The 14338-nt window shown below is 66.9% G+C and carries 14 protein-coding genes; 5 read left to right on the plus strand and 9 right to left on the minus strand.

The features are described from left to right. Window positions 1–19: 19 nt before the first annotated feature. The 3 genes from DK26_RS21015 to DK26_RS21025 are packed head-to-tail and all read right to left on the minus strand — an operon-like array spanning window position 20 to window position 2433. Window positions 20–1669 (minus strand): histidine kinase dimerization/phosphoacceptor domain -containing protein, encoded by a 1650-nt coding sequence (locus DK26_RS21015; protein WP_066476574.1) that lies wholly within the window; start codon window positions 1667–1669, stop codon window positions 20–22. Between the two features lies 1 nt (window position 1670). Then, window positions 1671–2231 (minus strand): sigma-70 family RNA polymerase sigma factor, encoded by a 561-nt coding sequence (locus tag DK26_RS21020; protein WP_066476577.1) that lies wholly within the window; start codon window positions 2229–2231, stop codon window positions 1671–1673. Then, complete coding sequence (locus DK26_RS21025) at window positions 2218–2433, minus strand: NepR family anti-sigma factor (RefSeq protein ID WP_083533441.1); 216 nt, start codon at window positions 2431–2433, stop codon at window positions 2218–2220. The genes DK26_RS21020 and DK26_RS21025 overlap by 14 nt, the downstream gene beginning before the upstream one ends. A gap of 220 nt (window positions 2434–2653) precedes the next feature. Between DK26_RS21025 and DK26_RS21030 the strand changes: the two genes are divergently transcribed. Continuing rightward, a complete protein-coding gene (locus DK26_RS21030; protein WP_066476584.1) occupies window positions 2654–3448 on the plus strand; it encodes a response regulator in 795 nt (264 codons plus the stop codon). A 169-nt stretch (window positions 3449–3617) separates the two neighbouring features. Then, window positions 3618–4445 (plus strand): extensin family protein, encoded by an 828-nt coding sequence (locus DK26_RS28680; protein ID WP_248310067.1) that lies wholly within the window; start codon window positions 3618–3620, stop codon window positions 4443–4445. Between the two features lie 8 nt (window positions 4446–4453). On the opposite strand, the gene DK26_RS29425 is transcribed toward DK26_RS28680, so the two are convergent. Next, complete coding sequence (locus DK26_RS29425; protein ID WP_184231769.1) at window positions 4454–4705, minus strand: hypothetical protein; 252 nt, start codon at window positions 4703–4705, stop codon at window positions 4454–4456. Between the two features lie 108 nt (window positions 4706–4813). Between DK26_RS29425 and DK26_RS21045 the strand changes: the two genes are divergently transcribed. Together DK26_RS21045 and DK26_RS21050 are read left to right on the plus strand one after the other, a co-directional pair. Further along, a complete protein-coding gene (locus DK26_RS21045) occupies window positions 4814–5287 on the plus strand; it encodes a DUF992 domain-containing protein (protein WP_066476593.1) in 474 nt (157 codons plus the stop codon). A gap of 181 nt (window positions 5288–5468) precedes the next feature. After that, a complete protein-coding gene (locus tag DK26_RS21050; protein WP_066476596.1) occupies window positions 5469–5828 on the plus strand; it encodes a response regulator in 360 nt (119 codons plus the stop codon). 26 nt (window positions 5829–5854) lie between these two features. Here DK26_RS21050 and DK26_RS21055 read toward each other — a convergent pair whose 3' ends face one another. The 4 genes from DK26_RS21055 to DK26_RS21070 form a co-directional block, all read right to left on the minus strand. Beyond that, window positions 5855–7234 carry a CHASE3 domain-containing protein gene (locus tag DK26_RS21055; RefSeq protein WP_184231770.1) on the minus strand — a complete coding sequence of 460 codons (1380 nt, stop codon included), beginning with the start codon at window positions 7232–7234 and terminating at the stop codon, window positions 5855–5857. A 136-nt stretch (window positions 7235–7370) separates the two neighbouring features. Beyond that, a complete protein-coding gene (locus DK26_RS21060) occupies window positions 7371–7781 on the minus strand; it encodes a hypothetical protein (protein ID WP_066476600.1) in 411 nt (136 codons plus the stop codon). Window positions 7782–7797: 16 nt separating this feature from the next. Further along, on the minus strand, window positions 7798–8160 hold the full coding sequence (locus tag DK26_RS21065; protein ID WP_066476602.1) for a DUF883 C-terminal domain-containing protein: 363 nt from the start codon (window positions 8158–8160) through the stop codon (window positions 7798–7800). A gap of 253 nt (window positions 8161–8413) precedes the next feature. Beyond that, window positions 8414–9046, minus strand: a complete 633-nt coding sequence (locus DK26_RS21070) for a TetR family transcriptional regulator C-terminal domain-containing protein (RefSeq protein ID WP_083533426.1) — start codon at window positions 9044–9046, stop codon at window positions 8414–8416. A gap of 127 nt (window positions 9047–9173) precedes the next feature. On the opposite strand from DK26_RS21070, the gene DK26_RS21075 reads away from it, so the two are divergent. Continuing rightward, a complete protein-coding gene (locus DK26_RS21075; protein ID WP_066476605.1) occupies window positions 9174–11225 on the plus strand; it encodes an NAD(P)-binding protein in 2052 nt (683 codons plus the stop codon). A 61-nt stretch (window positions 11226–11286) separates the two neighbouring features. Here the strand turns inward: DK26_RS21075 and polA are convergent, their stop codons facing one another. Continuing rightward, complete coding sequence (gene polA / locus DK26_RS21080) at window positions 11287–14316, minus strand: DNA polymerase I (protein ID WP_066476870.1); 3030 nt, start codon at window positions 14314–14316, stop codon at window positions 11287–11289. Between the last annotated feature and the right edge of the window lie 22 nt (window positions 14317–14338).

Genomic DNA, 14338 nt, shown 5'->3' on the forward strand with positions numbered 1-14338 from the left:
GCGGCGCCGCGCCTTCTCGTCAGCTGCTGTGGCGAATGCGCCAGACACCAAGGCTCGTGCCCTTGGCCGGGCTGACCTCGGTCGCCTCGACCTGGGTCAGCAGCCCCGCGAAGAGCCGGGGTGGCGGGATTTGCGGCGTCTCCCGGTCGGCGCTGATCGCGACCTCGATCGTATGCTCGTCGAAATCGATGACCGCTATGGTGATGCCGATCCCCGGCACGGCGCGAAGTGTGCGCGAGACCACGTCGACGATCAGGAAGCCGAGCGGAATGATGCGGTCGATCGGCAGCGCGGCGAGGGTGTCGACCTTGCCGGTGACCCATTGCGAGCGGCTGCGCACCAGGCTGGTGATCATCGCCACGACATCGTCGAGGAACAGGTCGATGCGCACCGGCTGCATCTCGCCATCGGCGAGGGTGAAGCGGTAGGCGGCGGAGAGCACATGCACGCGGCACTCCGCGTCGGAGAGGGCGATCCGCGCTTCTCCCTGATGATCGCGCTTGGTCAGGCCGATATAGCTCTGCACCACCTGCAGACTGTTCTTGACGCGGTGGTGCAGCTCGCGGACGAGGAAACGGTTGTCGTCGAGCGCCGCCTGGAGCTTGCCCTGGCGTACCTCCTGCTCGTCGACCATGGTGTTGAAGGCCTCTGCGACGCTGCGAATGTCGCCGGGCATGTCATTCGAGACAACGGCCCGGGCGCCGGAATTCGAACGGCGCGCGCGTGCCGCCGACTCGATGCCGCGCAGCCAGCGCACGCAATGCTGGTCGACGGCCTTGAGATAGACCACGCAGAGCAGCCCGAGCGTCAGCAAGGGGGCGAGCAGCAGCGCATAGAACTGCGTGGTCGCGGCCTGCTCCGCGCGCTGGTCGAAGCTGGCGATGACATAGAGGTCGGGCGCTGCGATCAGGCGGGCGGCATAGGAACGCGATTCGCCGGAGCGGCTCGTGCCTCGCCAGCGCTGGATCTGCTCGGGAACGAACTCGTCGCGCGGCAGCCAGCTGTCGTCGCCCCGGTTACCGCCGCGCTGGATCACCACGCCGCTGCCGCGGCTGACCATGCCGGCGATCAGGCCGGGATCGGCGGTGCCGAGGTCGAAGACGCTGTTGAGGAGATCGGGGCTGGCCAGCAGCAGGGCCGTCTCGTCCGGCTTGCCCGGTGAGGGGCGCGTGTGGATGGCGAGGAAGCGCTTGCCACGAATTTCGACCTCATCGTAGCGCGCTTCGGCGAGTTCGACGCCGCCCCAGATCGGCACCGCCGGCCGCGTCAGCATCTGCGCGGCGATCCCTGCGAGTTCGGCTTGGCCGATCTCCGGATCGAGCGAGACCGAGCAGGGTGCGCGCCCGGGCGCGGTGAAGTGCAGAGCGAGATAGCCGGTGGTGCTGCGCAGCACGCCGTCGAGCGGCGGGCATTCCTGGGTCTGGTCGGGCGAGAGCGCCGTCAGGGTCGCATGTGTCGCCAACAGCGCACGCAAGGCGCCGCGATACCAGATGCGCGCGCGCACGGCGTAGTCGTCCGCCGCGCGCGCCTGCGAGGTCTGGATCGCATCCAGCACGGTGCGATAGGTCGAAACCGCTGCCGCCGCCGTCAGTGCGGCGATCGGCAGGGCAATCGCGACCATCAGCGCCAGCAGGCGGCCCCGGACCGTCCTGAACAGCGAGAGAGCCATCTCACCCGCTGACGATTTCCGGCCCCGCTCGCTGCACTGCCGCAGTGATCCGGTGATCCGGGCCGAGATCGTCGACGCCGCCGATCGAGAGAAGCTCCGCGAGCTTGGAGCGCGCCCGGTTGACCCGGCTCTTGATCGTGCCGATGGCGACACCGCAGATCTCCGCGGTCTCCTCATAGGACAGCCCGGTGGCTCCGACCATGATCAGGACCTCGCGCTGCTCCTCAGGGAGCTTGGCAAGCGCCTTGCGGAAGTCGGCGAGATCGAGATGGCTTTCCTGATTGCCATGCGTCGCGAGCCGGTCGGCATAGGTGCCGTCGCTGTCCTGCACCTCGCGGCCGCGCTTGCGGTAGAGCGAATAATAGGTGTTGCGCAGGATGGTGAAGAGCCAGGCGCGCAGGCTGGTGCCCGGCTGGAACTTCTCGGCATTGCCCCAGGCCTTGAGCAGGGTGTCCTGTACCAGATCGTCGGCGAGCTGCATCGAACCTGAGAGCGACGCGGCGAAGGCGCGCAGATTGGGGATTTCGGCGATCAGGCCGTCCTTGAAATCATCGGCGCTCATCGGACTCGCCCTCGGTAGGCAGGCGGCGTTCCGTTGCTTCGAGCTGGGCCAGCAGCACCAGGAATTTGTCGGGGATCGGCGCGTTGATCAGGTCGTCGTAATGGGCCTTCAGCGAGCGGCCGATCGATTCCTGAACCTTGGGATCGAGCAGGGCCTCGAATTCGGCGTCGACCTCGTCTCTCTCCGGCAAATCGGAGTTCATGTTGTGCATCGCTTCCTTACTCCTATGGCGCGCCGCCGGCCGCGCCCACACGCTCCGCCCGTGACGCCTCGGTCCACGCGCGGCAGCCCCCGATAAGACACTTATCCGGCCCAATAACGATCCGGAATTGAAAAGGTTCCAAATCTCACGAAAAATAATTTGCTTGTCAGAACAGTGACTTGGGTGCTCTGTTCCGGCAACTTTTTATGGGGGTCGAACCATGTCCATCGCCAAGGAAATCGCACCGCACCTGCCTTATCTGCGCCGCTTCGCCCGAGCCCTCAGTGGGACGCAGGCGAGCGGTGACGCCTATGTCGTGGCGACGCTCGAAGCGCTCGTCGAAGATCCCGGCTCTTTCCCGCGCGATGTCGCGCCCAAGCTCGGGCTCTACCGGATCTTCCTGCAGCTCTGGTCCTCCGTCGGTCTCAACGACAAGGCGATGCCGCAGGACGCGGAGCGTTCCGCCGTCGAGCGCAACCTCGATGCGCTGACGCCGCGCCCGCGCCAGGCTTTCCTGCTGCGGACCGTGGAAGGCTTCCCGATCGAGGAGGTGGGTGAAATCATGATGATTTCGACGGCAGAGGCGGCCGGCCTCGTCCAGTCCGCCGGCCAGGAGATCGCCGAGCAGGTCGCGACCGATGTCCTGATCATCGAGGACGAGCCGATCATCGCCCTCGACATCGAGACCATGGTCGAGGAGCTGGGCCATCGCGTCACCGGCGTCGCCCGGACCCATCGCGAGGCGATCGCGCTCGTCGGCAAGAAGCGACCGGGCCTCGTCCTCGCCGACATCCAGCTCGCCGATGGCAGCTCCGGGCTCGACGCGGTCAACGAGATCCTCGGCTCGATCGACGTGCCGGTGATCTTCATCACCGCCTATCCGGAGCGCCTCCTTACCGGCGACCGGCCGGAACCCGCTTTCCTGATCACCAAGCCGTTCCAGCCCGAGGCGGTGAAGGCGGCGATCAGCCAGGCGCTGTTCTTCGACCGCCGCGCGGGCCGCAAGGCGGCTTGAGGGCGCCTGACGCCGGAGCCGGGAACAAGCCGGCTCCGCTTCGCGTTATCCAGGTCCGGACGACGCGAAGGAGAACCGGCATGGTCATGGCCCTGCTCGCCGCGCTGATCGCGGTGGTTTCGCTGGCATCGCTGTTCTACGCGGTGCTTGGCGCGTGAGGGCCCAGCTCGTGCGGCGGACGGGCGTCGCCCTGACGCTGATCGCCGCCACGTCTCTGCTTTTCCCCGAGATCACCATTGCCATCGCCCGCGAGGGCGCGCAGGCGCGCCCAGCCCCGGCTACCTTGCCGCCGCCACGCCCGGCGAAGCTCCCGTCCCCGCCGGTCGCCCCCGCCGCGCCTAATCCCGTACCGCAAGCTTCCGTCGCGCCGCGATCTTCACCAGCGCCAGCCGTCCCCGCGACGGCACCGGCCAAAGCCGGCTCCTGCCTCAGCGCCCTTGCTGCCATTTCCGGCAATAAGCTGCGCGCCGCACCACCCTCTGCCTCGCTCACCGCGGAAGGGTGCCGGGTGGTCGAACCCGTGATCGTCGAGGCGCTCGCCGTGCGCCGGCCAGATGGGGCGGGATCGATCAAGCTCGTGCCACCCCCGACGCTGAGCTGCGACATGGCGCGCGCCCTGTCCGCCTGGTTCGATTCGGCGTTGGTGCCGCTGGCGCGCGGGGCATTGGACAAGGAGCTTGCCAGTCTGCGTGTCGGCGGGGGGCATGAATGTCGGCGGCGCAACCGTCAGGCGCAGACACCGATGAGCGAGCACGCCACCGGCCGGGCCCTCGACATCTTCGCTTTCCAACTCGGGGAGGAACGTCAGGGCAGGTTGGAAATTTCGGTCGAAAAGCCGCAGGGCCTGGTCCAGACCCGCTTTCTCGACGCGGTCAGGCAATCCGCCTGCGGCGCCTTCATGACAGCGCTGGGTCCGGGCTCTGACGCCGCGCATGCCAATCACTTGCATGTCGACATCCAGCAGCGCCGGACGAATTCATCCCGCTTCTGCCAGTAGAGCGCCGGCTATGACGCGATCGTGAAGATGCCCGGTGGCAGACCCGCAGGCTCGACCTGTACGACCATCGGCGGCACCGGTCGCCCGCTGCTCAGCGCTTCGCGACGCCGACCGAGTTCCTCGAGCGCGCTGTCGAGGTCGCATCCGGCGCTCAGAAGTTGTTCGAGCTCCCAGAATGGCGGAAGATCGCGCGGCAGGTGCGGTATCGGAAAGATCGGTGCCCTGTCGGTCTTGTTATGGTTTGGCATTTGCGCTTCCACTGCTTAGTTCCCATCAACGCAAGCACCGGATTGAGGTTCCGGATTAATCGGGAACTGTGGAGCGATTGGGGCGTTCTGGCGAAGTTTCGAGGCATGGAGAGAGCGCGAATGGGACAATTGATCGAAGCCGCCGTCGTGCTCGCCGCCATGGCCGGGCTTTCGTTTGCGGCGGCCCCGGCCATGGCGCAGAGCCGGGCTCCGGCAGGGCGGCTGACCTGCTCGATCGGAACAGGCTTGGCGCAGGCCGTCGCGACGCAGCGCCCGCTGGAATGTCGTTTCCGTCCGCGCCGTGGTCCGCTCCAGAACTATGCCGGGGTCATTCGCGGCTTCGCGCTCGATCCCAAATCCGTCGGCCGCAGCCTGATCGCCTGGCACGTCTACGGCCCCTATGCGAGAGCGCCGCTCGGAGTGCTCAACGGGCGCTATGCGCGGCAGGCCAATGGCGGTCCCGCTTTGGTCGGCAGCATCGACAATGATGTGCGGCTCGAGCCCCGGGCATTGCCGATGCAGCGCGGCGCCAATGTCGCCCTGGGGGTCACCGAGTTCGAGCTCAACCTGACGCGGGCGCCGCGCAAACGCTGAACGGCGCCGCGATTGCTTACCTTTTGCTAACCTTGCGCGCGCAATTTGAGTCTAATTCGACGCGTTTCTGCTCGGAAAACGACTCAAATCGGAACAAGATCGTCCGAGGGGACGTTCTTCCAGCTCACAGGCAGAAACTGCGTGGAGCTGCAGCGTGAAGTTAGAAGGTAACCTGGAGATCATGTCCGATATCCGGATCCTCATCGTCGAGGACGATCCTTTCATTGCGATGGATATCGAGACGGCCGTCAGCGAGCAACTCGGTGACCGTGCGGAACTCGTGGTCGTGGAATCGCTGTCGCAGGCCAAGATCGCCGCCGACACGCCGGTTTCCTGCGCGCTTCTCGATATCGACGTGGTCGGGGGCAAGACCTTCGGTATCGCGGCCAGCCTGCGCGCCAAGGGGACGCCGTTTGCCTTCGTCTCCGGCTCGGCGCCGAGCGACGTGCCTGCCGAACTGCGAGATGTCCGCTTCGTGCGCAAGCCGTTCTCGACCGGCGAGATCGTCCGCTTCGTCTGCAACGCCCTGAAGGTCGCCTGAGGCGCCCGCGCCGTTTTCCCGCCCACCTATTCGGGCGTCTCGTCGCCCGCTTCCACCCGCTTCGGAAATGTCAGCGCGATCCGCGTGCCCGGACGGGCCGCGCCGGCCGTCAACGGACCGGTTTCCATCGTCGCCCGCATGCTGCGCAGCAGGCTCTTGATCACCGACTTGCCGAGGCCGGCGGTCGCATCCTCAGCGGGCATGCCGACGCCATCATCCTCGATCGCCAGGATGAGGTTGCCCTCCTCCTCATCGCCATTGCTCAGCCGGATCGTGATTTTGCCGGCGATCCCATCCGGGAAGGCGTGCTTGATGGCGTTCGTGACGAGCTCGTTGATGATCACGACGAAGGAGACTGCGTCGCGCCCCGGAAGGCGGATCGGCTCCATGGCGAGCTCGATGGTGATCGGCCGGCCTTCGGCCTGCTTGCCGATCTCGGCCAGCAGATCCTCCATATAGGGCCGGGCATCGATCTCGTCCGCCTCGATGTCGAGGCGCAGGCGCCGCTGCCCGGCGGCGATCGCCTGGATGCGTGACTGGGCCTGGGCGAGCGCCTGCTTCACCAGGGGCTCGCGCGCCTGCCGGCTCTGGACGCTGAGCAGCGCCGAGACCATGGCGAGGTTGTTGCCGACCCGGTGATTGACGTCCCGCAGCAGCGCTTCGATGCGCAAGCGTTCGTTCTCGAGCTGCTCGGTGCGCTCGGCGACGCGGTGTTCCAGCTCGAGGTTCGAACTGGACAGGAAGATGTTGCGCCGGCCGCGGCTGCGGAACTGCAGCCAGGCGACGAAGCTCAGACCTGCAAGGGCGACGAGGATGCCGATGCTGGCGAAGATGCGCCGGCGCGTCTCGCGGCGGCTGCGCTCGCGCAGCAGGCGGTTCTCCTCGGCCTGGATCGCGCCGGCCGTGTCGCGCAGCTCCTGCATCAGGCGGTTGCCATCGCCCTGCCGCAGCGCCGCGAGCGCTTCTTCACGCTTGCCCTCGCGCACCAAGGCAACGGTGCCGTTCATTTCGGCGAGTTTGCGCTGCGCGAGGTCGCGGGCCTGGCGGACACGCATGATCTGGGCCGGGTTGTCGGCGACCATCCGCTCGAGCACGTCGAGCTCGGGCAGGACATTGAAGCGCGATTCGTTATAGGGCGCGAGATAGGCTTCGTCCCCGGTCAGCAGGAAGCCGCGCTGACCGGTCTCGGCATCGAGCAGATTGCCGAGGAAATTCTCGCTGCGCTCGCGGACATCGATCGATTTCGAGACCAGCCGAGAGGCTTCGATCGCCTGGAAATTGATCCAGGCCGCGATCAGCACGGCGATCGCTACGACGCCGATCGCGATCGCAGCCGAGGAGACCCTGCGCAGTCTCGCCGCGAAGGCGGGCCAATCCGGCGTCAGCCAGTGTGGACGGGTAGGCACCTGGGCGTTCATCGAGCCTTGAATAGATGCAAGCGTGTCATAGCCCTATGTAAAAAGACAGGTCGCGTCCATGCGTGGCAGCCGTTCGCATCTGGCGGCCGGCTGTGCACGGATAAGGAATCTGCTGCTTTTCGGGCTATTTTTCCTCCTCGCCCTCCCGGCCCTGGGCCAACTGGCGACCGAGCAGGAGGCCGAGCAGGACGACGCCGCCGACGATGCCGGCCTTCCAGCCGATCTTGCCGCTGCCGACGAGCGTTGCTGCGACGGGAGCGGCTGCCATCGCCGCTTCGAGGCGCCGGCTCGGCCGGCGGCGACTTTTGACATAAGCCCCGATGCCGAAGGCGAGTAGCGCGGTTACCAGAAGCCCGCCAGCGATCCAGAGGCTGGCCGCGATCCGGCCGTACGCTATGGCGAGCCAAGTATGCAGCGCGTCGAGGCCGTAGCCGACGGCGCAGACCACGAGCAGCAGCCCGACCAGGTAAAGTCCGTAAACGGTCGCATTGCGGCGCACCGCGCTGCCGACCTCGCTCGTGAGCAGAGCCGTCAACCCCCCAAGCATGGGCTCAGCGTGCCGAAAGGAAGCCGACGAACAGCCCGACCGCGGCCGCCAGGCCGAGCGCGCGCAGCGGCCGCTCCTGGATCTCGCGGATGATGAGTTCCTGCAGGTCGCCGGCCTGCTCGCGGGCGACTTCCGTCATCTTGTCGGTGTCGACCCCGACGGATTTGAGCTTGCTGCTGACGGTCGCTGCCAGATCCTCGGCGCCGCGCGCCAAGCTGTCCTCGATCTCGCCGGCCTCGTCGCGCAGCCGGCGTCCGGTCGCCTTGCCCCGGCCGGCGATCTCCTCGGAGCTCTCGGCGATCTCCTCCTTGGCGCGCCTCACCGAGGCGGCGGCCTGACGCTTGGCGGAAGTGGTGGTGGCGGCCATCAAACAGCTCCTTCGGTGACGGATATTACTTGCGATGCCGTGCAGACGGCGCAGCTCGAATTTTCAACGCGCCAGCGCGCCAGCGGTTCCCGTACGCTTTCCTCGCGGTCGCGCGGAGGTTGTGACGGTAGCGCACGAATTCCGCGCGCGCCACGAGGGCGATGGGCAGGAGCGGCCCTGAGCGCGGCGCCGCTCGCTAGATCGGCTTTACGCGATGATCGGACATGCCCGCCAGAGGCGAAGCTGTGCGGGTTCACGCCGCGAAGTCCCGGCCGAGCTCGATGCCGAGCAGGCGTTCGACCGAGCTGAGTCCGATCTCGATCTGGAGAGGCTCGTCGATTTCCTCGGCGCTCAAACACCCTTCCAGCCAAAGCCCGTCCATGATCGCGTTCAGAGCGATGCTGAGATGATGCAGCTCCTCCGCGGAGGCACGGACATTGTTCAAGGCGAGCACGCCTGCGATGAGGCTGCGGCCCGCGGCGCGATAGGCGACATATTGCGTCCGGTGAATCTCCCTGAAGCGCTCGTTGATGTGCACCTGGCTGATGAAGGTTGCCCATAGCGAGAGAATCCGGGGCGCTGCGACCGGGCCGCTGATGCTGGCGATGACGAAGCGCCGCAGCTTCTCGCTGGGCGAACCGTCGCCCGCCGCAACCGCGAGCGGTGGCCCGGTGATGATCGCGATGGTCCGGCTGTAGGCTTCCGCGATCAGGTTCTCTTTCGAAGCGAAGTGATGCCGGATCAGGCCGTTGCTGACGCCTGCCTTGGCCGCGACCGCGCGCACGCTCGTGCCCTGGATGCCGAGCTCGACAATGCAGTCCATCGTGGCTTCGATCAGGTCGGTGCGCCTGTCGAAATCGGGGGCTCGCCTGAAGGAAGTCGTCACGTCGCCTCGTCCGAATTGTACCAAAGCCAGACTATGCACTTGCATAGTATATATACGATCGCATAGTGACCGCCAGACGGGCACCCGGCGACCGTTGGTGCCATCCCCATCACCTCAGCGAGACTGCATGCGCGACCCCCGCTACGATATCCTGTTCGAACCGGTCACGATCGGCCCGGTCACGACGCGCAATCGCTTCTATCAGGTCCCGCACTGCTCCGGCATGGGGCACCGCTATGCGCGTTCGGATGCTCACATGCGCGCCATGAAGGCCGAAGGCGGCTGGGGCGTGGTTTCGACGCAGGAAACCGAGATCCACCCTTCCTCCGACCTGACGCCCTCCAATCAGGGCCGGATCTGGGACGGCGCCGATGTGCGCGTGTTCAGGGAGGCTACGGACCTGATCCATGAACGCGGCAGCCTGGCGGCCGTCCAGCTCGTCCATAATGGCCTGCACACTGCCAACCGGCTCTCGCGCATCGCCCCTTTCGCCCCGTCCGACGCTGTCGTCGACCTCGATGATCCCGTCCAGGCGCGCGGCATGGACAAGGCGGATATCCGCGAGTTCAGGCGCTGGCACCGCGATGCCGCGATCCGCGCACGCGAGGCGGGTTTCGACATCGTCTACGTCTATGCCGGCCACGACATGACGCTGCTAATGCATTTCCTCCTGTCGCGTCACAATCATCGCACCGACGAATACGGCGGATCGCTGGAGAACCGTCTGCGGCTCTTTCGTGAGGTGCTGGCCGATACCCGCGATGCGATCGGCGATCGCTGCGCGCTGGCGATCCGCTTCGCCGTCGATGAACTGATGGGCGCGGCCGGCATCGAGCGCGACGGCGAAGGGCGGGACATCGTGGCGGCGCTCGCCGAGGAGCCGGACCTCTGGGACGTGAACCTGTCCGACTGGTCCAATGACAGCCAGTCCGCCCGGTTCTCGCAGGAAGGCTATCAGGAGGACTACACCCGCTTCGTCAAGCAGGTCACGACCAAGCCGGTCGTCGGCGTCGGCCGCTACACCTCGCCCGACACGATGGTCCGTGTGATCCGGCAGGGGCATCTCGACCTGATCGGCGCCGCCAGGCCGTCCATTGCCGATCCGTTCCTGCCCCTCAAGATCCAGCAGGGCCGCATCGACGAGATCAGGGAATGCATCGGCTGCAATATCTGCGTCGCGGGCGACAACATCGTGGCGCCGATGCGGTGCACCCAGAACCCGACGATCGGCGAGGAATGGCGCAAGGGCTGGCATCCCGAGAAGGTTCCGGCACTGGCTGGTCCGGCGACGGCTCTGGTCGTCGGCGGTGGGCCCGCCGGGCTCGAGGCCGCCCGCGCCCTGGCGCAGCGTGGTGCCTCGGTGATCATCGCCGAGGCCGGAGCCGAATGGGGTGGGCGCGTCTCCCGTGAGAGCCGGCTTCCCGGGCTCTCCAGCTGGGCGAGGGTGAGAGATTGGCGCCTTGGCCAGCTTCGGACTGCAGCCAATGTCGAGATGTACCTTTCAAGCCCGCTGACGGCCGAAGACATCCTCTCCTATGGTGCCGAGCACGTCGCGATCGCCGTGGGAGCGAGATGGCGGGAGGACGGCGTCGGCCGGGTTCACCGCTTGCCGCTTTCGTTCCTCGGGAATGGCAAGACCGCCGGGGTCGACCTGCTCCTGGACGAGGGAAGCTCTGCCGCCGGGCCGGGGCCCGTGGTGATCTATGACGATGATCGCTACTACATGGGCAGCGCCCTGGCCGAGCAGCTGGCGTCTGCGGGCATCGACACGACCTATGTCACGCCGGCACCGCTGGTGGCGGCCTGGACGGTGAACACGCTCGAACAGGCCCGGATCCATCGGCGCTTGCTGGAGCTGGGCGTGAAGATCCGGCTGCTGTCCGCCCTCGCCGATCGCGCCGCCGATACCGTGACGATCCGCTGCGTCTACTCGGGCACTGCCGAGGTCATTCTCTGCGACGTGCTCGTGCCGGTCACCGCGCGTCTCCCCTCAAGCGAGCTGTGGACCACGCTGCAGGCCCGCCAGGAGGAATGGCTGGACAGCGGGCTGACCCGCGTCGAGAGGATCGGCGACTGCCTGGCGCCGGGCACGATCGCCGCGGCCAATTACAGCGGCCACCTCTTCGCCAGGAGCCTGGGGGTGCTGGAGGAAGCGGAAAGCGCCGACGCCTTCCGGTAATCCCGTGGCGCCGCGCTTGTGACTTTGCGCACTGGGCTCGAAACCGGATTGGGTTTGGAGCCTAGTGCGCCTCGTCCCAGTTCGTCGCCGCCCTGGCATCGACCACCAGCGGCACCTTGAGCTGCACCGCCGGATGCGGCGCCTCGACCATGACCTTGCGGATCACCGGCAGCGCCGCCTCGACCTGGGCCTCCGGCACCTCGAAGACCAGTTCGTCATGGACCTGCAGCAGCATGCGGGCGTCGAGCTTGGCTTCGGCCAGCGCCCCGTCCATGCGTACCATCGCCCGGCGGATGATGTCGGCGGCCGAGCCCTGGATCGGCGCATTGATCGCCTGGCGCTCGACGAAGGCACGCTCTGACGGGTTCTTCGAGGCGACCGCCGGGAAATGGCAGACGCGGCCGAAGATCGTCGTCACCTGTCCGCTCGCCCGGACCGTGGTCTTGGCTTGGTCCATATAGTCGCGGATGCCGGGGAAGCGCTCGAAATACTTGCGGATATAGGCGCTGGCCTCTTCGCGGGAGATGCCGAGCTGGTTGGCGAGGCCGAAGGCCGAGATGCCGTAGATGATGCCGAAATTGATCGCCTTGGCGCGGCGGCGGACCTCGCTTGGCATGCCTTCGACCGGCACGCCGAACATCTCCGAAGCCGTCATCGCATGGATGTCGACGCCATCCGCGAAGGCCTGCCGGAGCTGCGGGATGTCGGCGATATGGGCGAGGATGCGCAGTTCGATCTGGCTGTAGTCGGCCGAGATCAGCTTGTTGCCCTTCTCGGCGACGAAGGCTGTCCTGATCTTGCGGCCGGCCTCGGTGCGGATCGGGATGTTCTGCAGGTTCGGCTCGGAAGAGGAGAGCCGGCCGGTGGTGGTCGCGGCCAGGGCGTAGGACGTATGGACCCGGTGGGTCTGCGGATTCACATAGGTCGGCAGCGAGTCGGTATAGGTCGATTTCAGCTTGGCGAGCTGGCGCCAGTCGAGAATCTTCGCCGGCAATTCATGGCCCTGCTCGGCGAGGTCCTCGAGCACGCCGGCACCGGTCGCCCATTGCCCGGTCGCGGTCTTCTGCGCGCCGGGCAGGCCCATCTTGCCGAACAGGATGTCGCCGAGCTGCTTGGGGCTGCCGATCGTGAACTTCTCGCCGGCGAGCGTGTGGATCTCGTCCTCCAGCCGCGCCAGCGACTGGGCGAAATCGCCCGAGAGCCGCGACAGGATCTGGCGGTCGATGGCGATGCCGCGCTGCTCCATCGCGGCCAGAACCTGGACGAGCGGCCGTTCCAGAACCTCGTAGACGGCGGTCTTGCCCTCGGCGGCGAGGCGCGGCTTCAGCGCCCGCCAGAGCCGCAGCGTGATGTCGGCATCCTCGGCGGCATAGGAGGTCGCCTTCTCGATATCGATCTTGTCGAAGGTGACCTGCGCCTTGCCGGTACCGGCGACCTCCGAATACGGGATCGTCTTGTGGCCGAGATGCAGCTCCGAGAGCCGGTCCATGCCGTGATTGTTCTTCCCGGCATCGAGCGCGTACGAGATGAGCATCGTGTCCTCGATCGGCGCGACGGCAAGGCCGTGGCGGGCGAGCACGAGCAGGTCGTATTTCAGGTTCTGGCCGATCTTCAGCACGCCGGGATCGGCGAGCAGCGGCCTCAGCGCCTCGATCGCGACGGCGAGCGGGATCTGGCCTTCGACCATGCCGCCGCCGAACAGGTCGGCGCCGCCGCGATGCTGCAGCGGCACATAGCAGGCCTTGCCGGGCGCGACGGCGAGCGAGAAACCGACGAGGTCGGCCTGCATGGCGTCGAGCGAATTGGTCTCGGTGTCGAGCGCGACCTGGCCCGCCTCATAGGCCCAGCCGATCCAGCGCGTCAGATCGGCGATCGAGCGCACGCATTCATAGACCGAGCGGTCGACCTTGAGCTGGATCGCCTCGTCCTTGCGTGCCGCGGCGAGATCGGTGGGCTTCAGCCAGCCATCGGCGGCCGGAGGCGCCGGGCTCGCAGCCGCTGCCGTGGCGGGCGCTGCACCGCCCGTTCCGGCGACCGGCGGGACGACGGAATCCGCTCCGGCGTAGAGCGAAAGCAGCTCGGCGGCGCGCGCTCCGCCCGGGGCGAGCGCCGGGTCGGCCTCGACAGCGGCGACATCCGCCTCATAGGCCTCGGCGGCGCGCTTGGTGATGGTCGTGAATTCCATCGCCTTGAGGAAGGCGATCAGCTTGCCGGGCTCGGGCTGGGCCAGCGTCAGGTCGCAGAGCGGCGTCTCGACGGCGACGTCGTCGACGAGCGTCACCAGCTTGTGCGAGATGCGGACCTTCTCGACGATCTCGGGATTGGTCAGGGTCTCCCGGCGCTTCGGCTGCTTGATCTCGCCTGCACGGGCCAGTAGCGTTTCGAGATCGCCATATTCGCCGATCAGCTGTGCGGCGGTCTTGATGCCGATGCCGGGCGCGCCCGGGACATTGTCGGTTGCGTCGCCGGCGAGTGCCTGCACGTCGGTGACCTTGTCGGGCGTGACGCCGAAATACTCGACGACCTCGGGCTCGCCGATCCGCCGCTCGGCGCGGAAGCCCGCGCCCTTCTTGGCGTCGCCCGAGGCCGGGTCGTACATGGCGACGCCCGGCCGCACGAGCTGCATCAGGTCCTTGTCGGCCGAGACGATCAGCACGTCGGCGCCGGCTTCGCGCGCCTGCTTCGCATAGGTCGCGATCAGGTCGTCGGCCTCGTAGACATCCTGCTCGACCGGGATCAGCCCGAAGGCACGGACCGCCTCGCGCATCAGCGGAAATTGCGGGATCAGGTCTGGCGGCGGGTCGGAGCGGTTGCCCTTATAGGCGGGGTAGATCTGCTTGCGGAACGAGTTCTCGCTCTTGTCGAAGACGATGGCGAGATGGGTCGGCCTGACGCCGAGCACACCCTCGCGGACGAACTGGAAGAGCTTCGTCGCGAACAGCCGAACCGCGCCGGACGGCAGCCCGTCCGAGCGGGCATTGTATTTCCGGTCCTGATTGATCGACTGGAAATAGGCGCGGAAGATGAAGTTCGAGCCATCGACCAGGAAGAGATGGTCGCCGGGCTTCAGCGAGGGGCTATCGTTCGTCATGCGCGGGACCATAGGGCGATGG

Source organism: Allobosea sp. WAO (assembly GCF_001509835.1).
Classification (GTDB): domain Bacteria; phylum Pseudomonadota; class Alphaproteobacteria; order Rhizobiales; family Beijerinckiaceae; genus Allobosea.